At 44.5% G+C, this 24,929-nt stretch carries 22 protein-coding genes; 10 read left to right on the plus strand and 12 right to left on the minus strand.

What is annotated here, in order from left to right:
* The first annotated feature begins 87 nt into the window (after positions 1-87).
* On the plus strand, positions 88-645 hold the full coding sequence (locus tag DXD68_RS20700) for a copper resistance protein NlpE N-terminal domain-containing protein (protein ID WP_122363388.1): 558 nt from the start codon (positions 88-90) through the stop codon (positions 643-645).
* A gap of 100 nt (positions 646-745) precedes the next feature.
* On the opposite strand, the gene DXD68_RS20705 is transcribed toward DXD68_RS20700, so the two are convergent.
* Positions 746-1,960, minus strand: coding sequence for an aminopeptidase C (locus DXD68_RS20705; protein WP_122363389.1), 1,215 nt, complete (start codon positions 1,958-1,960; stop codon positions 746-748).
* 114 nt (positions 1,961-2,074) lie between these two features.
* Between DXD68_RS20705 and proC the strand changes: the two genes are divergently transcribed.
* Positions 2,075-2,878, plus strand: a complete 804-nt coding sequence (proC, locus tag DXD68_RS20710; RefSeq protein WP_122363390.1) for a pyrroline-5-carboxylate reductase — start codon at positions 2,075-2,077, stop codon at positions 2,876-2,878.
* 160 nt (positions 2,879-3,038) lie between these two features.
* Here the strand turns inward: proC and DXD68_RS20715 are convergent, their stop codons facing one another.
* Together DXD68_RS20715 and pruA are read right to left on the minus strand one after the other, a co-directional pair.
* Positions 3,039-4,214, minus strand: coding sequence for a proline dehydrogenase family protein (locus DXD68_RS20715; RefSeq protein WP_122363391.1), 1,176 nt, complete (start codon positions 4,212-4,214; stop codon positions 3,039-3,041).
* Positions 4,215-4,321: 107 nt separating this feature from the next.
* Positions 4,322-5,953 (minus strand): L-glutamate gamma-semialdehyde dehydrogenase, encoded by a 1,632-nt coding sequence (pruA, locus tag DXD68_RS20720; protein WP_122363392.1) that lies wholly within the window; start codon positions 5,951-5,953, stop codon positions 4,322-4,324.
* Positions 5,954-6,141: 188 nt separating this feature from the next.
* Between pruA and DXD68_RS20725 the strand changes: the two genes are divergently transcribed.
* The 3 genes from DXD68_RS20725 to DXD68_RS20735 all read left to right on the plus strand — a co-directional run bounded on the left by DXD68_RS20725 (position 6,142) and on the right by DXD68_RS20735 (position 8,191).
* Positions 6,142-6,330, plus strand: coding sequence for a ferredoxin (locus DXD68_RS20725; RefSeq protein WP_122352205.1), 189 nt, complete (start codon positions 6,142-6,144; stop codon positions 6,328-6,330).
* Positions 6,331-6,463: 133 nt separating this feature from the next.
* Positions 6,464-7,468 carry a L,D-transpeptidase gene (locus tag DXD68_RS20730; protein WP_122363393.1) on the plus strand — a complete coding sequence of 335 codons (1,005 nt, stop codon included), beginning with the start codon at positions 6,464-6,466 and terminating at the stop codon, positions 7,466-7,468.
* Between the two features lie 90 nt (positions 7,469-7,558).
* Entirely contained in the window at positions 7,559-8,191 is a 633-nt protein-coding gene (locus DXD68_RS20735) for a murein L,D-transpeptidase catalytic domain family protein (RefSeq protein ID WP_122363442.1), read from the plus strand.
* Position 8,192: 1 nt separating this feature from the next.
* Here the strand turns inward: DXD68_RS20735 and DXD68_RS20740 are convergent, their stop codons facing one another.
* Entirely contained in the window at positions 8,193-9,743 is a 1,551-nt protein-coding gene (locus DXD68_RS20740; protein ID WP_122363394.1) for an alpha-L-fucosidase, read from the minus strand.
* 210 nt (positions 9,744-9,953) lie between these two features.
* On the opposite strand from DXD68_RS20740, the gene DXD68_RS20745 reads away from it, so the two are divergent.
* Both DXD68_RS20745 and DXD68_RS20750 read left to right on the plus strand, forming a co-directional pair.
* A complete protein-coding gene (locus tag DXD68_RS20745; protein ID WP_122363395.1) occupies positions 9,954-12,326 on the plus strand; it encodes a PDZ domain-containing protein in 2,373 nt (790 codons plus the stop codon).
* 21 nt (positions 12,327-12,347) lie between these two features.
* A complete protein-coding gene (locus DXD68_RS20750) occupies positions 12,348-13,199 on the plus strand; it encodes an AraC family transcriptional regulator (protein ID WP_122363396.1) in 852 nt (283 codons plus the stop codon).
* A 1-nt stretch (position 13,200) separates the two neighbouring features.
* Here DXD68_RS20750 and DXD68_RS20755 read toward each other — a convergent pair whose 3' ends face one another.
* Entirely contained in the window at positions 13,201-13,590 is a 390-nt protein-coding gene (locus tag DXD68_RS20755; protein WP_122363397.1) for an L-rhamnose mutarotase, read from the minus strand.
* Between the two features lie 173 nt (positions 13,591-13,763).
* On the opposite strand from DXD68_RS20755, the gene DXD68_RS20760 reads away from it, so the two are divergent.
* Positions 13,764-14,411 (plus strand): pentapeptide repeat-containing protein, encoded by a 648-nt coding sequence (locus DXD68_RS20760; RefSeq protein ID WP_122363398.1) that lies wholly within the window; start codon positions 13,764-13,766, stop codon positions 14,409-14,411.
* Between the two features lie 18 nt (positions 14,412-14,429).
* On the opposite strand, the gene DXD68_RS20765 is transcribed toward DXD68_RS20760, so the two are convergent.
* From DXD68_RS20765 to mutY, 7 genes are all read right to left on the minus strand, one after another.
* Entirely contained in the window at positions 14,430-14,696 is a 267-nt protein-coding gene (locus tag DXD68_RS20765) for a GNAT family N-acetyltransferase (protein ID WP_122363399.1), read from the minus strand.
* A gap of 48 nt (positions 14,697-14,744) precedes the next feature.
* The gene (locus DXD68_RS20770) at positions 14,745-18,245 is read right to left on the minus strand and encodes a DUF748 domain-containing protein (RefSeq protein WP_122363400.1); all 3,501 of its coding nucleotides are present in this window, start codon (positions 18,243-18,245) and stop codon (positions 14,745-14,747) included.
* Positions 18,246-18,474: 229 nt separating this feature from the next.
* Positions 18,475-19,101: a 4'-phosphopantetheinyl transferase family protein gene (locus tag DXD68_RS20775; protein WP_122363401.1), complete on the minus strand. Its 627-nt coding sequence runs from the start codon at positions 19,099-19,101 to the stop codon at positions 18,475-18,477.
* A complete protein-coding gene (locus DXD68_RS20780; protein WP_122363402.1) occupies positions 19,101-19,676 on the minus strand; it encodes a gliding motility protein GldD in 576 nt (191 codons plus the stop codon). Before DXD68_RS20780 ends, DXD68_RS20775 begins: the two co-directional genes overlap by 1 nt.
* Positions 19,676-21,013, minus strand: coding sequence for a gliding motility-associated protein GldE (gldE, locus tag DXD68_RS20785; protein ID WP_122363403.1), 1,338 nt, complete (start codon positions 21,011-21,013; stop codon positions 19,676-19,678). The genes DXD68_RS20780 and gldE overlap by 1 nt, the downstream gene beginning before the upstream one ends.
* A gap of 25 nt (positions 21,014-21,038) precedes the next feature.
* Positions 21,039-21,524, minus strand: coding sequence for a single-stranded DNA-binding protein (locus DXD68_RS20790; protein WP_122363404.1), 486 nt, complete (start codon positions 21,522-21,524; stop codon positions 21,039-21,041).
* A gap of 43 nt (positions 21,525-21,567) precedes the next feature.
* Positions 21,568-22,644 carry an A/G-specific adenine glycosylase gene (gene mutY / locus DXD68_RS20795; protein ID WP_122363405.1) on the minus strand — a complete coding sequence of 359 codons (1,077 nt, stop codon included), beginning with the start codon at positions 22,642-22,644 and terminating at the stop codon, positions 21,568-21,570.
* 198 nt (positions 22,645-22,842) lie between these two features.
* Between mutY and DXD68_RS20800 the strand changes: the two genes are divergently transcribed.
* Together DXD68_RS20800 and DXD68_RS20805 are read left to right on the plus strand one after the other, a co-directional pair.
* The gene (locus DXD68_RS20800; RefSeq protein WP_122363406.1) at positions 22,843-23,115 is read left to right on the plus strand and encodes an HU family DNA-binding protein; all 273 of its coding nucleotides are present in this window, start codon (positions 22,843-22,845) and stop codon (positions 23,113-23,115) included.
* Positions 23,116-23,338: 223 nt separating this feature from the next.
* On the plus strand, positions 23,339-24,910 hold the full coding sequence (locus DXD68_RS20805) for a ribonuclease E/G (RefSeq protein ID WP_122363407.1): 1,572 nt from the start codon (positions 23,339-23,341) through the stop codon (positions 24,908-24,910).
* Positions 24,911-24,929: the final 19 nt, after the last annotated feature.

Consider the following 24,929-nt stretch of genomic DNA (forward strand, 5'->3'; position numbering starts at 1 on the left):
ATAGTTAAAAAAGTCCTCCTGCAAAACAAAATGCAGGGGGACTTTTGTTATAACGGCAAAGTCACTAATAAATAAAAACGCAGAATAATGAAAAAGTATTTTATCGCAGTAGCAGCTCTGGCTTTATTAGCTGCATGTAGCGGGAAGAAAACAACCGAACCCGCTTTAATAGAAGAAGAAAGCGTAACAGTAGCTGAAGCGGTACCTGATGCACCGGCTTTGCCTGAAATAACAGGGAAAACAACCAAGCCTGTGAATATGCGTGATTCGCTGAAGGTTGACCCTAAAAAAGGAACTGTTATTCAGAAAAAATACAAGGGAACATTCCCGGCAGCAGATGGTCCAGGTATCGTTTATGACCTGACTTTGTTCTATCAGCAGGATAGCGACGACGGTGTTTACGAAATGGATGCCACTTACCTGGAAGCCGAAAACGGACAGGACAAGACATTCTCTTCTACCGGTAAACGCCAGGTAAAACATGGTACACCGAACGATTCGGAAGCTGTTGTTTACGAATTGATCCCCAGTGACGGAAGTATGACATTCTATTTCCAGGCAGAGGGCGACAGTCTGACACTATTGAATCAGGAACTGCAAAAAGCAGCATCCGATCTGAATTATACCCTGATATTAGTTCCGTAAATAAGCAGATCTTTAAATAAGCACATCTTTGTATAAATAGAAAAGAGGCGCCCCAACTCCTACCGGGAACGCCTCTTTTCACATTTTATGATACAAATAATTACTTGATACCTAATTTAGATTTAATAGCTTTAGGCAGTGCATCTTTGTGAACAACAATATTCATCGTTTTGTAACGTACGAATGCTTTTGAAGCATACCAAATACCGTTATATTTATTAGATGTCCCCCAAGAGTTTTTCACCATGTAATATTCGTTTCCTTCCTGGTCTTTGGCAATACCATAAATCTGCATACCGTGGTCGTCAGTAGTTTCCCAGTTATCATAAGCCAACTGGCGTTCTGCCTGCGTACACCATTTCTGCGGTTGCGGTTTCGTATTCAATTTCTTTTCTTCCGGTTTCATCTTCAACCAATGAGCCATGTCCGATCCGCTCAGTTCCTGTACCTTTTCGTTGTCAGGCATAACAGCTACACCGTCGCGGGTAAAACCGGACTCACTTACATCGGATCCCCAGGCAATCGTATAGCCTGTATTGATCGCATTGTCGAACACTTCCATGAACTCGTCGATCGGCAGGTTGTAAGACAGTGCGTGACGCCAGTTATCCTGGATTTCCAGCGAAAACTGCGTATAGAACGGATGATGCGTATAAGAAGTCAACGATACATAATCCGACGGTTTTAATCCTGTAGATTCATAGAATGACTTCGGAGTGTATTCCTTTCCCTTATAAGTAAACTTTTCCGGAGCTTTTCCCAGATAGATTTCATGTACGGCAGCTACAGCCTTTTTCCACAACAAGTTGTAATTCTCGTCATACTGGAATTTTTTTACTTTACCGCCGGCCATAGCACCTACCATAGCATCTGTGAGGGCAGACAACTCTCCATGGTTACTCAATGTATCGCTATACATCACCCCGGGGCGCATTTCTTCTTCCGGCACCAAACCGAAAGCCTCCATTCCGTAAATCACATCATAGAAAGACCCACCCTGCGAGAATGAAGCATCACCATGAGTACGGACAGCCATATCGGCACGATCCTGATAAGTGTGGTAAACGGTAAACATCTCTGAAAGATCATATTCTCCCTTTCCCATACGAAGCAATTCCGATTCCAGGAAAGCCATGGTAGAGTAGCACCAGCAAGTACCTGCCCGGTTCTGATTCTTAATGGATGTAATCGGGTTTTCCTTTACGGTCGTAAAAATGAAACCTTCTTCTTTTTCTCCTTCTTTTTCTTGTGCTCCGACATTTGTTGTAGAGAACGCACAAGCCAGCATCAGGCTGGCAGCAATAAGTTTCTTCATCTTTTGTTTTCGATTTTATTAGCAATTATACATTTTGTGACAAATGTACGGGTTTTATTCCTTTTTTCCATACTTTTGCAACTCATGATTTTACAATTATAAATAAACGGAGACATGAAAATAACTATTATCGGAGCCGGAAATATCGGTGGTGCTATTGCCCGGGGACTGGCAAAAGGAAATATGTTCAAAGCATCGGATATCACCTGTACGGCACAGTCGCAAGCAACATTGGATAAGATCAAAGCTGCCAATCCTGATTTTGTCGTATTATCCGACAACATCGAAGCCGTGAAAGGTGCCGACATCATTGTCATAGCAGTAAAGCCCTGGCGAGTGGAAGAAATTATCGACCAGATAAAAGGCGTACTCGATTCCGACAAACAGATCATTGTTTCAGTAGCTGCAGGAATCACTTTTGAGACACTGAATGCCTATCTTACGAAGAAAACCAGTTACGAAGACTGGGTGACACCGGCGCTTTTCCGTATCATGCCCAATACGGCTATCGAAGTATTGAGCAGCATGACCTTTGTCTCTGCACACAATGCATCGAAAGAGCAATGTGACCTGATCATCAATATATTTAATGAATTGGGAAATGCCATGCTGGTGGAAGAACGTCTGATGGGTGCCGGAACAGCGTTGGCTTCCAGTGGTATTGCTTTTGCCCTCCGTTATATCCGTGCTGCGATCGAAGGCGGTGTAGAACTCGGCTTCTACCCGAAACAGGCACAGGAGATCGTTGTTCACACGGTAAAAGGGGCTACGGACCTGTTACTGGAGAATAAAAGTAATCCCGAAATGGAAATAGATAAAGTGACTACTCCGGGCGGCATTACGATCAAAGGTTTAAATGAAATGGAAATGTCCGGCTTCACCTCATCTGTGATCAAAGGATTGAAAGCAAGCAAGTAAATTCCGTACAACATACTTTCAAAAAAGTGTTTCACCCTAATGGAACAACTGTTTCTTCCCAATGAAACAACTGTTTCACTAGGGTGAAACACTTTTGGCAACATAGCTGCCGTTAAATCCATCAATAAATTTATCAGTCTTTCCTAGTTATGACGGCTGATTATTGTTTTACTTTTTTACGGCGATTCAACTCAGACTGCAACATTTTCAGTTCACGACTGGTCTGTCCGGCTACCGACGTATTTTCTTCTGCCCGGCGGATCAGGTAAGGCAAAACGTCCCTTACCGCTGCATAAGGTACATATTTCGTCACGTTATATCCTTCATGTGCCAGATTAAATGAGATATTATCACTCATTCCCAACAACTGGGCAAAAAAGATACGCGAATCATTCCTGTCAAGCCCCTTTTCATCTATCAGTTTTGCCAATTTATAATTACTCTCCTCATTATGTGTCCCCATAAACATTTCCATATGATCCAAATGATCCATAGTAAACCGCACGGCTGCATCAAAATTCTCATCCGTTGCCTTTTTATCTTTACAGATCGGATCGGGATAGCCTAAAGCAGCTGCACGTGCACGTTCGGCTTCCATATAAGCGCCCCTCACAAACTTGACTCCGGCAATATACCCTTTTTCCGTGGCATCATCCAGGATACGGCGCAGATAAGGCATACGGTCGTGGCGGTACATTTGCAAAGTGGCAAATACGATCGCCCGCTTTTTATTGAATTTCCGCATCGCTTCATCAGTCAGTTCATCCAGGGCATCCTGGAAACAGTAATCCTCTGCATCGACGATCAAACGGACATCATTCTCATACGCCCGCTGGCAAAAAGCCATGAAACGTTCTTTGAATTTACGAAATTCCACCACCTCCTCGATAGTCAGTTCGCTGCGTTTTTCGGAAGCCTTTGCCAGTAATTCATCCGTTATAATAGTAGAAGGTTTGAATACGGCATAAGCCAAGTTGTCGTTTCCCTTGGCAAAGTCGATCGAACGTATCGTTTCTTCAAAGGTAGCCTGAATCCCCTCGGGAGTCTGTTCACCCTCGGCAGAGAAATCGAGCGTAGAACGCACATTGAACTTGCGAAGATGGTCGATAGCCTTCGTACAATCCTGCAAGGTCTCACCACCGACAAACTGTTTATACAAGGTTGGCTTTACTGCCCACGCAAGGGGAAAATGAATTTTTAAGGCGATATTACTAGCGAAGCTGGCACATTTTACCAACCACGGATATTTGATTGTGTTGAATAGTAAGTAAGCGTTTTTCAGTTCAGACTGCGATTTGGATGAAAATGCAATCTCGGTATTATTAAAGTCTAACATAGTATTTGAGTTAATTGAAATTTGAGAATTGAAAATTGAAAATTAAGAACCGGGATTAGTATTTCTTCTAATTATCCATTCTCAATTTTCAATTTTCAATTTGTAAACTATTTTTCTCCTAAGAACGGATAGCCGTAAGAAGTGGGCGGGACCAAAGCCTCTTTGATACAACGAGGATTCGTCCAGCGGATCAGGTTCAACGGACCACCAGCCTTGTCGTTCGTACCGGAAGCTCTCGAACCGCCGAACGGCTGCTGTGCAATAACGGCACCGGTCGGCTTATCATTGATATAGAAGTTACCTGCCGCATAACGGAGCTTATTGAAAGCTGTGTCGATCGCATACCGGTCGCGTGCAAAGATTGAACCGGTCAGACCGTACGGAGAAGTGCGGTCGCACAGTTCGAGCGTTTCTTCATATTTATCGTCATCATAGACAAAAATAGTAATAACCGGCCCGAAGATCTCTTCCACCATGCTCTTGAACATCGGATCAGTCGTCTTGATAACAGTCGGTTCAACAAAATAGCCTACCGATTTATCACCATTACCGCCAAAGACGATCTCTGCATCCGGTGATTGTTTCGCATAATTGATATAGCTCATGATATTATCGAACGAAGCCTCATCGATAACAGCATTGATAAAGTTCGTAAAGTCCTGTACATCTCCCATCTTGATCTCTTTCAGCATATCCCCTACCAGATCTTTTACTTCTTTCCACATGGAAGCAGGAATATAAGCACGTGATCCGGCAGAACATTTCTGTCCCTGATATTCGAAAGCACCGCGAACGATAGCCGTTGCCACGTCCAAAGCCGGAGCAGACGGATGAACAAAGATAAAGTTCTTTCCTCCTGTTTCACCGACAATCTTCGGATAAGATTTATAATGGCCGAGGTTTTCCCCCATCTGACGCCATAACGTATTGAATGTTGCAGTAGAACCCGTGAAATGGAAACCAGCCAAATCACGGCTGCCTGTTACCACCTTACCGATCACACTGCCCTGTCCCGGAATAAAATTGACTACGCCGTCCGGAAGCCCGGCTTCCTGGAACACCTTCATCAACAAATAATTCGAATGGATAGCTGTTGTAGATGGTTTCCATACAGCCACATTCCCCATCATAGCCGGAGCCATATTCAAGTTGCAGGCGATAGAGGTAAAGTTGAACGGTGTCAACGAGAACACAAAACCTTCCAGGGCACGATATTCCATCCGGTTCAGGATGCCCGGTTCAGAATAAGGCTGGTCGGCATACACCTGACTCGCATAGAACGTGCTGAAACGCAGAAAGTCGATCAGTTCGCAAGGAGCGTCGATCTCCGCCTGGAACGGATTCTTGCTTTGTCCCAGCATGACAGAGGCATTCAACAGATAACGATATTTTGTAGTAAAAAGCTCCGCCACCCTTAGCATTACGGAAGCACGTTCGACCCAAGGCAGTTCCGACCAGTCTTTGTGCGCTTTCATAGCGGCATCGATGGCCATTTGTACCTCTTTCTCACCAGCTTTATGGTAAGTTGCCAATACATGGTGGTGATCGTGTGGCATAACCACTTTACCGGTATTTCCGGTACGAACTTCTTTTCCTCCGATGATTAATGGGATATCCCATTCTTCATCCGACAATTGCGCTAATGTCTTTTTCAATGCTGCTTTTTCACTCGATCCGGGTGCATACGATTTTACCGGCTCATTACCTGGCTTAGGAAATCTAAAAATAGCGTTATCCATGTTGTTTTAGTTTATGAATGGTTAATCAATGATTTTATCTATGCTGTAAACGTAGTAAAATAATTTTAAATCAGAGGGTTTAATGCGTTAAATTAGTTTTAATCGGACAACTGTCTTTGTAGCGGACACATCAACATTTTCTTTACTATATCTGTTATTAGGATATAATCATCTTAAATGTATAAAGTATGGCAATTAAAAGTGTTTGGATAGAAGAAGACTGTATCGCTTGCGGTACTTGTGAAGGCATATGTCCGGAAGTTTTTCATGTAACCGACCGTTCCCACGTAAATGAAGGAGTAAACTTCAACGATTTTGAGGAAGGGATCAAAGAAGCTGCAGAAAGCTGTCCGGTCAGCGTTATTAAATATGATTAAGTGAGGATGGACCACTCACCGTTTGACAGAGTAAAAAGTAGAGAGGTTATTCCATCCGGGATAACCTCTTTTTCTGACGGTATTCGCGGTTATTCCGATAAAAAACCGTATATTCACAAAAAAGATAATTGGGATGAAAAGAGCTGTTATATTTCCGGTATTCTGTCTTATTCTGCTTAGTTACTGTACGACAAAAACGGACAGAGCGGTCTCCGGCGGAGAAGCTCTCCCGGACTCGACGACCATAGTAACAGTGGAAGAGATCGATACGGTCCCTAAAGAGATCATCCTGGAAAAAGAGTTACTTTACGACCAGCATACCCTGGCGGACACATACCCTTATAAAGATACCACCCGGGAATTTCAATGGGATAAAATAAAAGAACGTCTCTCCTGGCTGGAATCTATCCAGAAGAAACCGGCGACCTGGTCAGTCCTGCAGAATTACAGGAATAAAAACGGAGAAGCCCCACTGGTAAAAAACTATCACAGGGATTCCTACCGGCGTATTGCAGATTCTTTAGGTGTCGAACGTTTCCAGGGCGTTCCTCTTTACCTGACGGCAGACACCTCCGTACCTGAACTCTATGGCAGAGACGGTGCTTTGGTTAAACATTTGGAAGATTATACGAATTTCACGAAAGTAGCCTCCGTACATACCGGAAAGGAATGGATGATCCCTAAAAAATATATTAAGACCATTCCCGACACAATCATATTCAGAAAAGCCATCTTCGTCGATACAAAGAATCAAAACATCGCCACATTGGAACAGGATGGCGATAAGTGGCTGGTTAGAAGTATGAATCCGGCAACTACCGGGTTACACAGACCACCTTACGCCCAGGAAACACCTCCCGGCATATATGTCGTCCAGGAAAAGAAACCCCGTATGATCTATCTGGTAGACGGGACAACTGAAACCGGAGGATTTGCGCCTTACGCCAGCCGCTTCACGAATGGAGGGTATATCCACGGCGTACCGGTCAATGCCCCACGCAAAACATTTATCGAATACAGCCCATCGCTGGGCACGACTCCCCGCTCCCATATGTGTGTCCGGAACGCCACTTCGCATGCTAAATTTATTTACGACTGGGCACCGGTTTATGAGGCACTCGTTTTTGTTTTCGATTAAAAATTCTAACTTTGCAGTCTGATTCACACAGACATGCACAAAATTTTCATCTACCTGCTCCTCCTGTTCATACCTGTGAAATTCTCCCAAATGAGAAGTTCAGAACCTGTCATGCGCGAAGTTTCAAGCTGCCGGCAATTATACCAGGAGATGCAACTGGAAGGGATCGTCAACTTCACGGCATTCGAACAGGCAATCGCCGGATATAATAAAATCGAAGAAAAGTCAAAAGAGATACTGACACTGGTCGATTTCAGCAAGCCTTCCACCGAAGAACGTTTTTATGTATTCGATATGAGACATAAAAAGTTGCTATTCTCTTCCCTTGTGTCACATGGAAAGAACAGCGGCGGAAATTACGCCACCTCTTTCTCCAACGAGAACGGTTCGCTGAAAAGTTCGCTGGGATTCTTTCTGACGGAGAATACCTATCAAGGAAAAAACGGTTATTCGCTTGTCCTGAACGGACTGGAAAAAGGGATCAACGACCGTGCCAAAGAACGGGCAATCGTGATCCACGGAGCAGCCTACTCCAACCCTTCTGTCATAGCTTCATCCGGTCGTCTAGGACGCAGTTTCGGTTGTCCGGCACTGCCACAAGCTGTAAGCAAGCCTATTATCAACACGATCAAAGGCGGTTCTTTGCTCTTTATCTATGCCAATAATCAAAACTACCTCGCCTACAGCCCTATTTTATCCAAACAACAGGTTGCTTCCATGTAGATCATTCATCCCCGTGCTTAAACGGGATGTCGATCATCTCCGATTCCAAATGGCTTCCTGCTTTCTTATCGAAACTGATCTTAAAAGCATAAGCATATTCACACGGCTTCTCTGCCGGAACAGATAGTTTCAAACCTTGGTCGGTCTGCTTCCAGCTGATCTTCGCATCGGATCCCAACAACTTCACATCCAGTATCTTTGCATCGGCAACAGTAGTCTTATCCAGCGATTTTATTAAAACACCGGCCTTATCCCAATTCAGAACAATCGCATAAAGATCGTTTCCTTTGGTTGTAAAACGCATATCACGGGCGGTATAAGCGGTCGCTTCATTATCCGTGAAGGTACCGGCAGTACCGGCAATATCTCCTTCTCCTGATTTTATCCAGCAACGAGTTCCGTAGATCGCTTCTCCGTTCACTTTTAGCCAGTCACCGATAGAAAGCAACACTGATTTTTGTTCTTCCGTAATCGTTCCGTCCGCACGGGGACCGATATTCAGCAACAGGTTACCGTTTTTACTGACAATATCGATCAGGTCGTGTACAATCTGTTCCGGGGTCTTATTCTCTTCCCCATCGGTATAACACCACGAATGCTTACCAACGGAAGTATCTGTTTGCCAGGGATATTTACGCATCTTATCCAATTTACCACGCTCTACGTCGCCAACCTGGATATTTGTCGGGTAACCATGCTTGGTATTTACCACAACACCTCTTCCCCAATCTATCGAATTATTATAATAGTAAGCCATAAACTTGTTGAAGTAAGGACGTATAACCGGATTATTCACTGTCCAGTCAAACCAGATCAACTGAGGCTGATACTTATCTATCAGTTCATGAGTATGTGCCAAGAAGTCCAGACCGACCTCATCCGTATATTTCTCCTGTTCCAGTCGACGGCCATATAGAGAGACCGACTTATCCTGCACATCCGAAGGAAACTCCATTCCTCCATTGTAAAACCAGGAGTTTTCCAGCCGGTGGCTCGACAGGCCGAAAATGAGTCCTTCCTTCTCGGTTGCTTTCTTCAACAAACCGATAATATCTTTCTTAGGTCCCATCTTTACGGCATTCCACGGATTCAGATCGCTGTCATACATAGCAAAACCGTCATGATGCTCCGCAACAGGCACCACATATTTTGCACCGGCAGCCTTGAACAACGACACCCATTCATCCGCATTAAACTTCTCCGCCCCGAACATCGGTATAAAGTCTTTATAACCGAACTTTACATGATCGCCGTATTTTTCAATATGGTACTTATATTCCTTAGAATCTTTCTGATACATATTTCTCGGATACCATTCATTTACATAGGCCGGAACTGCATAAACACCCCAATGGATAAATATACCGAACTTTGCATCCGAAAACCATGCAGGAAACTGGTAATTCTCACCCATATTTTCCCAGTTATCCTGAAACACAGCCGTCCCCTTCGGAGAGGCTACCGAAAGAACATCCTTTGCCGGTGTACCGGCCTGCTTGCATGACATAAACAAGGATAATGCAATGAATAGAAAAGAAGTGTGTTTGCCCATAAGATTAACAGATTAAATTAGATATACAAAAGAACTATTATTAATATGAAATGAGTGATACAAAAAAGAGAAGGAATAACACGATTTCGACATTTTATCATTCATACCCGGAATAGTATAGTTATTTTTCATAAAAAAACTCTATCTTGCAAACGTTAAAGAAAAGAGATAGAACACACTTACATAACAATTTAAATCTAATAAGTAACAATGATGAGTAAAGTACTAAATGCTCTGTCGGTAATATTACTGACCCTTATAACATTACCGATATCGGCACAATCAGAATTTTACGTTGCCGAGACAGGCAAAAACACAGGCGACGGAAGTATAAGGAATCCGTTGAACAGTATCCCTGCCGCTTTGGAAAAGGCTCGGACGGAAAAAGGAGACGTGGTCATTTATATCCGGGAAGGGAAATATATTCTTGACAAACCGGTCATATTCACCCCGCAAGATGGAAACGACAGCCGGCAACTCTCCGTAAAAGCCTACCCGGGAGAAAAAGTAATCCTCTCTTCAGGTATCCCTTTAACCCTAAAATGGGAACCTTATAAAAAAGGAATTATGAAAGCCCAAATAGATGGTAACCCCGTAATGGATATGCTGGTTGCAGACGGCCAGCTCCGCCACATGGCCCGTTACCCGAACTTCGATGAAAAAGCAGTCCGTTTCAATGGAACATCAGCTCAGGCTACCGCTCCCGAACGGGTCAAAAAATGGAAAAATCCTATAGGAGGATATCTGCATGCCATGCACAATCATGACTGGGGTGACTTCCATTACCGCATTACGGGGAAAAATAAGAAAGGAGAATTAGAGATGGAAGGAGGCTGGCAAAATAACCGCCAGTCCGGTCTTCACCCGGATAACCGGATGGTGGAAAATATATTTGAAGAACTCGATGCACCGGGCGAATGGTATTATGCTGCCGGTGAACATACATTATATTACTATCCATTGGAAGGCGAAAATGTATCTAAAGTTCTTTTTGAATCTCCTCAACTCAAACACCTGATCGAATTTCGGGGAACAGAAGCCACCCCGGTAAAGAATATCACACTGGAAGGTTTGGAATTGACACAAACACTGCGTACGTTCATGGAACCGTATGAACAACTGCTCCGCTCGGACTGGACGGTCTACCGGGGGGCTGCCGTATTCTTTGAAGGAACCGAGCATTGTGCATTACGCAACTGTTACTTGCATAACCTGGGAGGAAACGCTATTTTCTTTTCCAATTATAACCGTCATTCAGAAGTATCCGGTTCTCATCTCACCCGGATCGGTGCCAGTGCCATTTGTTTTGTCGGTGATCCGGATGCGGTCCGTTCACCGAGTTTTGAATACGGAGAATTTGTTCCATATGAACAACTGGATCATACCAAAGGCCCCAAAAGCAATAACTATCCGGCTCAATGCCTGGTATACGATAACCTGATCCACTCGATCGGCCTGTTTGAAAAACAGATCACCGGAGTTGAACTATCCATGTCGCAAGCTATCACCGTCAGCCACAACAGTATCTACGACACCCCCCGCGCCGGAATCAATATCAGCGAGGGAACATGGGGAGGACATATCCTGGAATTCAACGACATTTTCGATACGGTGAAAGAAACCGGCGACCACGGTTCTTTCAATTCCTGGGGACGCGACCGTTACTGGCATCCGAGCTACAAAACAATGGAATCCATCGTAGCCAAAGACCCGGCCCTTATTCTGGCGGATGCTGTCCGGACGACCGTAATCAGAAATAACCGTTTCCGCTGTGACAGGGGTTGGGATATCGATCTGGACGACGGTTCCAGTAATTACCACATATATAACAACCTATGCCTCAACGGAGGGATCAAGCTACGGGAAGGTTTTTACCGTGTAGTAGAAAACAACATCATGGTCAATAACTCTTTCCATCCGCATGTCTGGTTTATAAACAGCGGCGATGTCTTTACACGCAATATCGTCATGACAGAATACAAACCGATCGGTGTACGGGAATGGGGATTGATGGTAGACTATAATATTTTCACTGATAGCCTCTCCTGTGCTACCGCCCGAAAAAACAATACGGATGAACACTCCATTGTGACTTCCGTACAATTCAGTAATCCATCAGAAGGAGATTTTACCGTTACCGATGATTCCGAAGCCATAACCAAAGGCGGCTTCCGCAATTTTGTTATGGACCAGTTCGGAGTGGTCTCTTCTCGTCTGAAAGCGATCGCACATACTCCCAAAATGCCTACTCCCATCATCATCGCCACTCATGCAGATGACGAAATAATCAACTGGAGCGGAGCAACGATCAAAAGCCTGCAAACACTCGGAGAACGGTCGGCAACAGGAATGGACTCAGAACGGGGAGTATATGTAGTATCGGTCAATGCTCTAGGCGGTAAACTACGGGATTATATCCGCCCGAATGACGTGATCCTGAAAATAGGAACTGTCACCGTCAACAACCTGAAAGAAATGCAGGATGCTCTTCAGAAGATCGATAAGTCGAAAGATATCGAATTTATTATCTTCCGGACACAAAAAGAAAACAAAATAGTTATCCCCGGCAAGTTATTGGACTAACCGGATTATAGTCAAAGAAATATGAAAGAAAAAGAGAACACAGACCTGATCCTGCTGAATATCGGATATGCGGTTCATCGTGCCGACTGGAATTACAAAAATGTAAACAGCCCGTTCGCCCGCATTTATCTGGTCAGGCAAGGCATAGCCAAACTGCATTTACAGGATCAGGTCCAGTCTCTTACCCCCGGACATCTTTACCTGATTCCTCCATTCACGCTGCATAGTTATGAATGCGACGATTTCTATACATTATATTATATACATATTTATGAGAACCCGCTATCCAACCAACGTATCCTGGAAGATTATATTTTTCCGGTGGAAGTGGATGCGACCCCGCTGGACAGTCAACTGGTGGAACAACTGGCCGTCATCAATCCCGGAAGAAACCTGAAAGAATACGATCCTTCCAATTACGACAATTCATCCACCCTGATGCAAAATATCCTGCTTCACACTAAAAACCCAACCTATACCATGATGGAAACACAGGGAATTTTGCTTCAACTATTGTCACGTTTTATGAAAGAGGCGACACACAAATACGAGATTACCGATAACCGGATACGAAAAACGATCCGATATATACGTAAAAACATCGACAAGAACATAACCATCGATGAACTGACCGAGATTTGTTGCCTCTCTAAAGATCATTTCATCCGGCTTTTCAAAGAGGAAATGCATATCACTCCGGTGCAATACATCAACCAAAAGAAAATAGAAAAAGCCCAGTTGTTAATCATTACCGACAATCGTCCAGTCAAAGACATTGCTTATACACTTTCTTTCGAGAACGTATCTTACTTCAACCGGCTTTTCAAAAGATACACGGGGCTGACTCCCGTCATGTATAAAAGTAAATTATAAGTTATTCATACAAATGGAAAATACGTTCCATCAACTGCCATTTTTCGGCAGAACTGGCATTCGGATCAGCTTGTTGGAAAACCGACATATATTCTTCCCATTCAGCCTGTCGCGGTAAACCCGCCAGACGAGCGAAAGCTGTATCCCAATCAAAATCGGCCGGAGTCTCCACGATCATGAACAATCGGTTCCCGCACAGATAAATTTCCATTTCCAATATCCCGACGCTCTTGATTCCTTCACCTATTTCAGGCCAATAACATGCTTGTCCATGTCTTTTCTTATATTCTTCGATCAATTCCGGATCGTCTTTCAAATCCAGCGTCTGACAATAACGCTTGGTAGGGAAATCATATCGCTTGCTCTTGTATCCATTCTTTTTATCTTCCATAAACTGTATTATTTAATAAAATCATCCGACAGAAATAAACTAGATACAAATAAAACAAATATTCCAATAACACAATAATATTATTCCGACAAGGGATAAACCGATATCGATACAAGCATCGTAAAATACGGATCAAAATAGCTATCTTTATCCGCTTATAAAAACAAAATACAATGAAGATAACATCTCCCCGCATAACCAAGGTATTGAAAGAAGACAATTCACTCAACGAAACGCTCCTGCAGACAGGAGAAGACCTGACGGAATACTCGTTCAGGAACCAAAGATTGTTCGAGGTTAAAACAGAAAATATCGGCATGCAATCCTGTGTGTTTTCGAACTGCCTGCTGATCGGTTGCCACATAAAAAAGTCGCAGTTCAGTGATATTATCTTCCGAAACTGCGACTTATCAAATGTCAATTTCTCCGGTTCAGGTTTTCACCGGATCGAATTTATCGAATGTAAACTGATCGGAGCTAATTTTTCCGAATCAGCATTAAACCACCTGGTTTTCAGTAACTGCAAAGCCGAATATCTGAATCTGACCATGAGCAAGCTCAAATATGTCGACTTCGACCGGTGCGACCTGCGAAACAGCTCTCTTGAGAATTGCCAGTTTGCCAGCGTCAGCTTCAATGCCAGCGACCTCAAAGAGGCGGAATTTTATCGTACGTCTTTAAAAGGCACCGACTTCAGCAACTGCGACATATCCGGCATCCGAATAAGTCCCATAGTAGGTTGTGAGTTACGCGGAGCTACCGTCACTTCTTTACAAGCACTCGAACTAGCCCATCTACTGGGGGTGACTATCAAAGGATAGTCTTCATTTTCAAACTGATTATCTTGCATATTCCTGATGTCTTTTGAGCCAGGCGACTGCATAGGAGCAGACAGCCCGCGGTTTCAACTGATTTTCTAACGCATAGTCGAAAGCCGCTTTCACCAGCGAGGCGGCTATTCCCTGACCTTCGAGAGGTTCCGGCACTATCGTGTGAATAATATCCAAATTATTGCCTACAAGCCTGTACTGCACAAAGGCAGTTAAACCATCCTGCTTCAATTCAAAGCGATACTTTTCAGGACAGTGAATAATATTATATTCCATATTCTATTTTTTTATCGACAATACAACACCCTATATTGTTAAAACAGTTTAGTCCGGGTTTGGTTCACCGTCCGGAGCATTTTGTCCGGAAACTTTATCCTCCTGCCGCTTTTTCTTTTTCGGATGGAAAAAGTTCTTCACTTTGGCGAAAAAGCCGGTGACTTCCTTAGCCATATCCTGCGTCTTTTTAGAGACACCCACCGATTCGGTCAGTGCCGGACGAAGTATCTGCCACAGGTAATTGAATGTGGAATGATACGGATCACGTTCGATGCTCAGACGGGAATACCGCGGGCGGTGCGTTCCCCGTTCCGGATGATCGGGATTATCATGTTTCAGTACCAGATTTGCCAGGCGGGAAAGGAACTTATTGTCGGTCACTTCGCCATTTTTCTCCTTCATGATTTCCGCCTTCAGGTCCCTGTAAAGGAATAGCATCCCGACAGTGGCACCTTTGGAAGAGGCTTCGGTACTGAATGTAAAGTCCGTCAGCCTGCCGCTTTCCACCTTGGCAAAAGCCAGGGGAGTGATCAGTTCGTTGAGCGCAGTCAGGTCAAAGTCAGTCAGATGTGCATCCAGCAGGAAACGGTCGTTCAGGGAATCGACCGGGAGCATCCAGGTGGCAGTAAAATACCCTTTCCCCATCAATTTACCGTTTGCGTCCAGACGGATATACTGGTCCGGACGGGAAACGATATTGGTAAAGCCGGAAAACTGCCCATTCATCTCCGTGAAAAAGAGTTTGCCCGGTTCCGTCCCTTTCTTGGATAATTCTTCATAAACGACGGTAAGGTTATTCACGGCAAGACTGTCGACCGCCACTTTCACCGGTGCTTTCTGCAAACCGAAATAAATCATCGGAACGATATGGCGGGGAACGGCAATCTGCTGGTTCTTGAAGTTCTGAAGTTCCGTATCGTCGATCTGTACATTCCTGATCCGGACAGTTTGATCCGAGAAGTAAGCCGGCAAATCGATTCCCGACAATCCCAGCTTACCGACCTTCACATCAAACCAATCCTGGTGTTTGGGCTGCCGGTAAGCAAATTCCATTTTCGGCCAGGCAGAAATGAGACGGATATTTTCCAGACTCAGATCGGTATTATCCAAATGAACCTTTCCTATCTTCAATGTATAAGAACCATTATCCAACGGGAATGCCAGGTCGCGGGTGTCGAACCGGACGGTTTTCAACCCGAAAGTCCGGTCTTTTGCATTGATATGCAGTCCTTCCAAGTACAAGCTTGCCGTATCGCCGTTCCAAACGGCATTGGAAACAGCCAGTTTCCCCAACGAAAGGTCGGGAGTGAAACGGTTGACTGCTTCATAGATATCATTCGATATGATCAGAGGAGATTTCTTTTTTACCTTTATCGTATCAGGTGAGTTTCCGGCCTGATAGCGGATAACTGGTTCAGACAGATCTATCGAACCGACAGAAAAATGCAAGCTATCCCAGGCGATCTTACCAATTTCCAAATCATGGAGTGTGAGATGCAATAAACTACCATCCTTTTTCAACATTCGTATATCAGGCGATTCGACATGTAGGGAGGCTGCATCCAGATGTTGAAGCAACTTTTGAGGCAAATGGCTCAATCCTGTAGCATAGACCATCGGAGTTTCTACACTAATATATGAATTCGCCCCCAGCTGCCATAAAGAATCCTGTGGAAGCAGTTTCACGTCCTGCAAACTCAATACACCTTTTGATGTTGAGAAATTTCCTTTCCTCACAGCCAGGCGATAGGCTTTACCCGGTAAATAATTATCGAAATCGCTGAAACTAAAACCGAAATGATCGCAGGCAAAGAATAGACTGCCGCTCCGGTTTGTACTGTCATTCATCAGAAAACGGGTTGCATAAAAATTAAAATCTTTCAATTTGTAGACAACCGGATCAGGAACACTCCGGTCATTCAACGTAACATAGGCATGATTCAGATCGATCCGCTTGATAGACAAATATTGTAATAAAGGATTCAGGATACTTTCAACATCTGCCCTCGGATCGACCGGCGCTTTCACTTCTTTATTTTTTTTCGCATAAGACGGTGATTTATAATAATAAATTACCGGACGGTCTATCTTGAACAGGTCTGTACTGATTCCTTTGTCATAAAGCAAACCTTTCATAGCCAATGTGTCAATACTGCCGGACATATAATCTTTCCGGGAGTTGACGGATATCGGTTTCAGACGGATATTCCCGATACTGAAATCACCCGTCTCCGTATCCAGCGCCATACGTTCGATATCGAAACGATGGTTACGTGCCGTCATATTGCCGCTGATGCCGGTTGCCTCAAAAGCAAAGTTTTGGGAATACCAAAGCCCGTGTTTCTCTTCGGCAAGCGAATCGATCCGGAAACCGGTTGCCCGGAAATTAAAATTATCCAGCTGATAGACTTCCACCGAATCGTTTACAACTTGCGAATAGGCAACTTTGGCTGTATCGATCCCTATTGTCCCGATAGAAACACTGTGCAGCACAGGCGAAATAATATCATAAAGCGACAACGCCTGTACCAGCGAATCGGTATCGATCCTGGCAGTGGAGTCAGCCGGTTTATCCGCCTGCGGATCGCTGCCCGCCAGGTTAAATATTTGAATATCCGAAGAGGATATTTCAAACGAACGTGCCGTCAGATAATTCAAAGCCTCCTCCCGCTTAAAATGAATGCCGTCAATCTCTACGGTTCTGACCTGTGCATCGACATAACTGTCCGGACGTTGTTTATTTTCCGTCCACAAACTGTCCTGCGGGATCAGACGGATCTTCTCTATATAAATAATCGAATCCTGCGTACTGAGTTTTATACTGTCCGTACGGAGAAGAAAGTCGTTGTTGGCAAGCAGGGTCTGCGGCTGGTGCGTGACAAACTCAAAGTTATCGCAATAGAGCAACTTGCCGCTCTGCGACGAGTTTTTATCCAACAGGAAACCATATGCACGGAAACTGACATCATCCAACGCGTAAACAATCGGCGTGGCAGGATTCTCGACCGTATAGAATACGCTGGCATCTGACAGATTCAGCGTCCTTACACTCAACACATTGATATAGGGAGAGATTACTTCATACAAAGATTTCGTTTCGGCATGCCGGCTCTTTTTCTCCGTGCGCCCCGAATAATAAGAATCAAAAACTTCTATCCGCGGGTCTTTTATCTCGAATGAATTAAAATGCAGTTCTTTATAACTCCACCGCCAGGTAAGGTTCACGCCTTTGAAGTCTATCACACCGACTTCAGCCTTCACATAGGTGCGGGGAAGACTGTCGTTAGCTTTCCACTGCCTGAACACGGTTGAATCGGGCAGCAGCCTGACTCCTTCGATCTTCAGCTCTCCTTTCACGAAACCGATAGACAGGTCATTGAACGTCAGGTTATAAAAGCCGTCTGTCGCTTCAGCCGTACGGCGGCTCAGTTCCTTCTTCAGATACCGTTCCAGCCGGTGACTCAGATACAGGTTCAGGACTGTAAGCAGCACGACCAGCAATCCGATTGCCGGGAATATATATTTTGCTATTTTCTTTTTCCGCCCCATATCTTATTAAAACATTATCCGATAGAGCAAAGGCTCTATAATTTAAAACAAGATAACGGATATTATGTTTAGCTTCTCAGGCAGCCGGAAGCTTTGCCATCGTATTGGCACAACTTTGCCACCTAATTGGCAGAGCATTGCCATTATGATGGCAGGACACTGCCACTATGATGGCAAAACTCTGCCAACAGCATGGCAAAATACTGTCAAAAGGAGGAAACAAACTTATTTACGGCAAGACGCTATAGACAAGTATAAAGGCGGGATAGACTTCGTAGTGCAAGGTATAAGACGCAGTGTGCGGCGTACGGGTTTCGTAAGCGCGGATCTGTCCGGACTCGGCATAGGTAAAAGGTTCGATATGCAGATGTCCGATAAAGTCGACATCCTGCTGGCGGATCATTTTAAACAGAGCTTCTTTGGCACACCAGTGGATAAGCAGATGCTCCGTTACATGGTCAGGACAGACGGAAGCATCTTCTTCCGGAGACATGAAGCGACTCCGTATTTTTAAGACCCGATTAGAGTGATATTCAATATCTATACCGGCGTCCCCCCGATCCTGCAACAACACTGCCGCATAACCGTTTGTATGGGAAATACTCAGGGAGAAAGACGAACCGGGCAAGTAAGGTGCCCCATCGGCATGATAAGCGACCTGTAACTCCTCTCCTGCCAACTCCTTTAAAAGGACACGCGATGCCAGCCATTCCTGACGGCGTTTTTCCGTTTTTATCTGCTGCAGAAAAGGTTGATATTCAGATTGCAGCTCCAACATGGCAAGCAGTTCATCCGAAGTTTCATCCATCTTCCAGACTCCCAGCAACGGCTCCGTATGTTTGAACAGGAGAGGCATTATTTTTTCCAGGTAAAAGATTGTATCAACTCAATAATATCTTTCCGCAGATAGTCCGTAACCGGAGCCAGCGAATCGGCATTCGGCACGCAATCATAATATAAGGCACCCCGGAAGAAATTCGAAACACTGTCGGTCAACATGAACTGGACCGGTGAAGCCGCCTCCCCATCCAACAGGAAAAGAGAGCCGTACACCCGTTCTTCCGGATTGCTATAAGCTTGTTCCTTCACCGCTTCCGCCTGTTTTATCTGACGGGCAACCAGCGAACGGGATTCGTTTTCCGCAACCGGTAATGTCGCCCGCGTCACCGGCAAATAACTGCAATAGATTTTTACTCCCAAAGAGGGATAAGATAAATTAATCCATCCTTCGGGACTGCCTACTTCCGGCAACTCGACGGTAACTAACCGGGAAACACGAAAAGAATAGGGCAAACTGTCCAACGACAAGACCTGATAATCCGCCCGCGGTGGCTCGATACGAAAATAACCGCGCGGCTTCGGCGTATATTCCGTACAGGATGCACAGAACAGGAGACACAGAAAAAGTCCGGCAGACAGTATTCGCTTCATCACTCCTTCCCTTTCCCTTCTGTATCCCCGATACAGTTGAATTTCACTTTCAATATCCTTCTGTTATCCATTTCCAGCACCTGGAAACGATACTTTCCATAATCGATGATCTCTCTGCGACGCGGAAAGTCGCCTTTTATCTCCAGTAAAAGTCCTGCCAATGTCTCGACATCTTCCGTCAGTTTTCCGAACTCAGACGGATCGACACCGATCACACGGAAGAAGTCCGTCAGCAATATCTTGGCTTCGAAGATCAGGCTACCGTCCGCCAGACGGATAAACTGCTTTTCATCTTCATCGTATTCATCGGATATCTCACCGACAATCTCTTCGAGGATATCTTCCATCGTAACGATACCGGACGTACCGCCGAACTCATCCACAACGATCGCCATATGTATCTTGTTGGTACGAAATTCTTCCAGCAGGTCGTCGATCTTCTTTGTCTCAGGAACAAAGTATGCCGGACGGATCAGGCTCTGCCAGCGAAATGTATCCGGCTTCTCGATGTAAGGAAGCAAATCTTTTATATACAGGATACCTTTAATGTTATCTTCCGAATCGGCGTATACAGGGATTCGCGAATAGCCGGACTGGATGATGAAATCGATGACATGACGAAAACTGGTCTTTATCTCGATGTCTTCCATATCCAGACGCGGTGTCATAATCTCATCGGCAGTCTTGTTATAAAACTTGATGATCTCGGCCAACATCTCTTTCTCTTCCGGTATCTCTTTGGATGTCAACTCCAGGGCTTTCGACAACTCGTCGACCGACAAGTCGTATTTCTTCTTGACCAAAGCCTTGTTGATAATGGAAGTAGAGTTTACCAGCACCGTCGAAAGCGGGCGACAGATACGTTCCACCATGTTCAGCACAGAAGCCGAACGGCGTACAAAACGGAGCGAGTTCTTCTGTGCGTAGATCTTAGGCATGATCTCGCCGAAAAGTAAAAGTAAAAAGGTCAGTACGATTGTTTCAAGGATAAATCCCAAAGCGGGTACAGCCGAGAAATCGATCAAAGAATTGATGCCGTAAGTACACAACATAACCACGGCCACGTTCACAAAGTTATTGGCGATCAAAATAGCCGCCAGCAAATATTCGGAGCGGTCCAGCAATTTGCGGATAAGCGGATCTGAAGACGAATTCTCTTCCCGGATGTCGTTGATATCACCCGGGGTAAGAGAAAAGAATGCCACTTCCGAAGCCGACACGAAGCCGGACACCAACAGCAGTAAACAAGCGAGGCTTAATGCTATGACAGGACCTGCTGTAAGCGCCTGGATAGTTATCTGATCAAATAAGCCCGATAAATAATAGTCTGAGTCCAAGGGGAACCGTATTAGTTAAACAATATCAGAACGGAAGATCATCCGCACTGTTTGAATCTGATGACATATCTGGCTGCGCCGGCTGCTGGTAAGACGTAGTCTGCTGCATAGGCTGTGCCTGTCCTCCCTGCTGGAAACCGTTTCCGGCATTCGAAGTCGTACCGTCTGCCGGTCGTGTACCTGTATTATAAAACTCGATGCGGTCTGCATGAATTTCAGTGACATAACGTTTCACACCGCTCTGGTCGTCATAGCTGCGGGTACGAATCTTTCCTTCCACGTAAACGCCGGAACCTTTCTTCACCCATTTTTCTACAAAAGCGACCTGGTCGCGACGTACGACGATATTGTGCCATTCCGTCCGTTCCGGAACAACCGTACCGTTAGCCAGTGTATAACCTCTTTCAGATGTTGCCAGGGGAAAGTTTGCAACAGCCGTACCGCTGTCGAAATAACGAACGTCGGGATCTTTACCCACGTTACCGATCAATATGACTTTATTCAATGACATAGTTGTAATTCTTTTAATATCTTACAAAGAAACATAAATTCGATCATTCAGACAAATTTCCGTTTAATTTCTCTAAATAAATATGTATCAGCCGGGGAACGGCATAACGCTCGATATATTCATACGGAACAGCCAGATAGGAATCCAATGCTTCCGGCACTTTTTCAACCTCGATCCGGTAAAAAGCCGTATACAGTACCTGATGCGAAAGGACATGCTTCACCTCTTTCCTATCGGGAGATATATCCAACCGCCCCGCTCCGGCAAACAATTTACGGAATGCCTCCGTCTCCTGTAATCCGGTAAAATCCATCGGTTCTCCCGTCTCGATCAGGGGAAATTCGTATAACCCTTCCCAAATATCTTTTTTACCCCGGCGGGAAAGCCAGGTCTGCCCTTTATATATAATGTATAGGTAATGAAAATAACGGGCACGCGTTTTTGTCTTGTTCTGTTTGACCGGCAAAGATTGTACCGTTCCGGATGCATATGCCGCACACCGATCTTTCAACGGACAAACTTCGCAGTCGGGACTCTGGGGAACACATTGCAGAGCCCCGAATTCCATAATTGCCTGATTATGCTGTCCCGCCCGTTTGGGATCCATAACGATCCCAGCCAGTTCTGTAAACTGCTTCTTCCCCTGCGTTGTGTCGATAGGCACATCCAATGCGTACAAACGTGCCAATACGCGGAACACGTTTCCGTCGACAACCGGATAAGGCTTATTCCACACAAAAGAGGCGATAGCGGCAGCCGTATACTCTCCGATGCCTTTCAATGACAATATATCTTTATATTCTTCCGGAAAAACACCGCCAAACTTTTCCATGATCTCCTTAGCAGCGGCATGCAAGTTACGTGCACGGCTGTAATAGCCCAGTCCCTGCCAATACTTCAGCACCTCGTCCTCTTCGGCCGAAGCCAGGGAAGCGACATTCGGGAAACGTCCGGTGAAACGGAGAAAATAATCCATTCCCTGCACGACACGGGTTTGCTGAAGAATAATTTCTGATATCCAGATTATATACGGATCGGATGACTCCCTCCAGGGCAGGTTCCGCTTATTTGTTTTATACCAGTCCAATAAAATATGACTGACTTCCAATTCGTTTTCCATTTACTATATTTCGTCCGGTTTTTGTTCGTTCTGACACTCTCAACTCGTTGATTAATGCAAACATACACAGATATAATGAATTGTAAGGAATCTTTTTTATTAAAAAATGCCGGGCAATTCTTTTTCCACTTAAATAAAAAGCTATATATTTGCATTCCAAAAAATTAATAGGTCCAAATCATTAATTAATTTATAGACATGACTAAAGCAGATATTGTTAGCGAAATTGCAAAAAGTACCGGTACCGATAAACAAACGGTATTGAATACTGTAGAATCTTTCATGGACATCGTGAAAAGTTCCTTGTCTCAAGGTGAGAACGTTTACCTGAGAGGATTCGGAAGTTTCGTTATTAAGAAGAGAGCTCAGAAAACAGCTCGTAATATTTCAAAGAATACTACGATCATCATTCCGGAGCATAATATCCCTTCATTCAAGCCGGCTAAAACTTTCCTGAACGAAGTTAAGTAATTAGTAATTATAGTTTAATTTAAAATTTAGAAACAATGCCTAGCGGAAAGAAAAGAAAAAGACATAAAATGTCTACGCACAAGCGCAAAAAGAGACTGAAAAAGAATAGACATAAAAAGAAATAAGTCTATCAAGAAACTCTAAAGAACAAACTTAATAAGTGACCTTTTAAGTTTGTTCTTTGCGTATTTAGAAAGGTCTGAATTAAAAAACCCTCTTTTAAGTGATAAGTGAATTAGTAGTTGATGTACAACCCAAAGAGGTATCTATTGCCGTATTGGAAGACAAAAACCTTGTGGAGCTCCAAAAGGAGGCCCGCAATGTCTCGTTTGCCGTAGGCGATATCTATCTTGGCAAAGTGAAAAAACTAATGCCGGGTCTGAACGCTGCTTTCATTGATGTAGGGTATAAAAAGGACGCATTTCTTCACTACCTGGACTTAGGTCCGAACTTCAACACCCAACAGAAGTTCCTCAAACAAGCACTTGGCGATCCGAAAAAGATGCCTGCCATAGCAAAAATGCAGATACTGCCGGAAATTGAAAAAGACGGAAGTATCAGTAACGTGCTTAAAGTCGGACAAGAGGTGTTGGTACAAATTGCCAAAGAGCCGATCTCAACAAAGGGTCCGCGATTGACTTCCGAGCTGTCTTTTGCCGGAAGATACATCGTTCTGATACCATTTGCCGATAAGGTCTCAGTCTCCACAAAAATCAAGTCGAGCGAAGAACGTGCCCGTTTGAGGCAGTTAATCCAAAGTATCAAGCCCAAAAACTTCAGTGTGATCGTACGTACTTCCTCTGAAGGTAAACGCGTGGCTGAACTCGACCATGAATTAAAGACATTAGTGAAACGATGGGAAGAAAATATCGTAAAAGTCCCAAAACTAAAAGTACCGTCAATTGTATATGAGGAAACAGCCCGTACAGTTGCCTTACTCCGCGATATATTCAATCCGTCTTTCCAGAACATTTACGTAAACGATGCGGATGTTTTCCATAACATACGCGATTATGTCAGCCTGATCGCTCCCGGGAGGGAAGAGATCGTACAGCGATATACCGGTGAACTGCCTATTTTCGACAACTTCGGCATCACCAAACAGATCAAGTCGTTGTTTGGACGCACGGTTACGTATAAAAGTGGAGCCTATCTGATCATCGAGCACACCGAGGCCATGCACGTAATAGATGTGAACAGCGGTAACCGTTCCAAAGGGAGCGACGCCCAGGAAAAGACAGCTATCGACGTAAACACTGCCGCCGCCGACGAAATCGCACGCCAGCTTCGTCTCCGCGATATGGGCGGTATCATTGTTGTCGACTTCATCGATATGGCAGAAGCCGCCAACCGACAGAAGCTGTTCGAACACATGAGCAAAGCAATGGCAAATGACCGGGCTAAACACAACATCCTGCCTTTAAGCAAGTTTGGCTTGATGCAAATCACTCGCCAGAGGGTACGCCCGGCAATGGATGTGGATACAACAGAATCATGTCCCACCTGTTTTGGCACAGGTAAAATCAAACCATCGATCTTATTCACCGACAATCTGGAAGGAAAGATCGACTGTCTGGTAAACAAACACAATGTGAAGAAATTCGCTTTGCACGTACATCCCTACGTAGCAGCATTCGTAAACAAGGGGCTTTATCCCCTTAGTATGAAATGGAAACTGAAATACTCCATGGGTATGAAAGTTATTCCTAATCAAAGTCTGGGTTTTCTGGAATACAAATTTATCGATTCCGACAAGAACGAACTCGACATGATGGAGGAAAAAGAAATGAAGTAAGGAAGGCCCCGAAGTTGAC

Source organism: Parabacteroides sp. TM07-1AC (assembly GCF_003480915.1).
Lineage (GTDB): Bacteria > Bacteroidota > Bacteroidia > Bacteroidales > Tannerellaceae > Parabacteroides > Parabacteroides chongii.

Bases quoted from the DNA above. Each gene is read 5' to 3' on its own strand.
- DXD68_RS20700 (WP_122363388.1), top strand. From the start codon at position 88: ATGAAAAAGTATTTTATCGCAGTAGCAGCTCTGGCTTTATTAGCTGCA.
- DXD68_RS20705 (WP_122363389.1), bottom strand. From the start codon at position 1,960: ATGAAGAAACTTATTGCTGCCAGCCTGATGCTGGCTTGTGCGTTCTCT.
- proC (WP_122363390.1), top strand. From the start codon at position 2,075: ATGAAAATAACTATTATCGGAGCCGGAAATATCGGTGGTGCTATTGCC.
- DXD68_RS20715 (WP_122363391.1), bottom strand. From the start codon at position 4,214: ATGTTAGACTTTAATAATACCGAGATTGCATTTTCATCCAAATCGCAG.
- pruA (WP_122363392.1), bottom strand. From the start codon at position 5,953: ATGGATAACGCTATTTTTAGATTTCCTAAGCCAGGTAATGAGCCGGTA.
- DXD68_RS20725 (WP_122352205.1), top strand. From the start codon at position 6,142: ATGGCAATTAAAAGTGTTTGGATAGAAGAAGACTGTATCGCTTGCGGT.
- DXD68_RS20730 (WP_122363393.1), top strand. From the start codon at position 6,464: ATGAAAAGAGCTGTTATATTTCCGGTATTCTGTCTTATTCTGCTTAGT.
- DXD68_RS20735 (WP_122363442.1), top strand. From the start codon at position 7,559: ATGAGAAGTTCAGAACCTGTCATGCGCGAAGTTTCAAGCTGCCGGCAA.
- DXD68_RS20740 (WP_122363394.1), bottom strand. From the start codon at position 9,743: ATGGGCAAACACACTTCTTTTCTATTCATTGCATTATCCTTGTTTATG.
- DXD68_RS20745 (WP_122363395.1), top strand. From the start codon at position 9,954: ATGATGAGTAAAGTACTAAATGCTCTGTCGGTAATATTACTGACCCTT.
- DXD68_RS20750 (WP_122363396.1), top strand. From the start codon at position 12,348: ATGAAAGAAAAAGAGAACACAGACCTGATCCTGCTGAATATCGGATAT.
- DXD68_RS20755 (WP_122363397.1), bottom strand. From the start codon at position 13,590: ATGGAAGATAAAAAGAATGGATACAAGAGCAAGCGATATGATTTCCCT.
- DXD68_RS20760 (WP_122363398.1), top strand. From the start codon at position 13,764: ATGAAGATAACATCTCCCCGCATAACCAAGGTATTGAAAGAAGACAAT.
- DXD68_RS20765 (WP_122363399.1), bottom strand. From the start codon at position 14,696: ATGGAATATAATATTATTCACTGTCCTGAAAAGTATCGCTTTGAATTG.
- DXD68_RS20770 (WP_122363400.1), bottom strand. From the start codon at position 18,245: ATGGGGCGGAAAAAGAAAATAGCAAAATATATATTCCCGGCAATCGGA.
- DXD68_RS20775 (WP_122363401.1), bottom strand. From the start codon at position 19,101: ATGCCTCTCCTGTTCAAACATACGGAGCCGTTGCTGGGAGTCTGGAAG.
- DXD68_RS20780 (WP_122363402.1), bottom strand. From the start codon at position 19,676: ATGAAGCGAATACTGTCTGCCGGACTTTTTCTGTGTCTCCTGTTCTGT.
- DXD68_RS20790 (WP_122363404.1), bottom strand. From the start codon at position 21,524: ATGTCATTGAATAAAGTCATATTGATCGGTAACGTGGGTAAAGATCCC.
- mutY (WP_122363405.1), bottom strand. From the start codon at position 22,644: ATGGAAAACGAATTGGAAGTCAGTCATATTTTATTGGACTGGTATAAA.
- DXD68_RS20800 (WP_122363406.1), top strand. From the start codon at position 22,843: ATGACTAAAGCAGATATTGTTAGCGAAATTGCAAAAAGTACCGGTACC.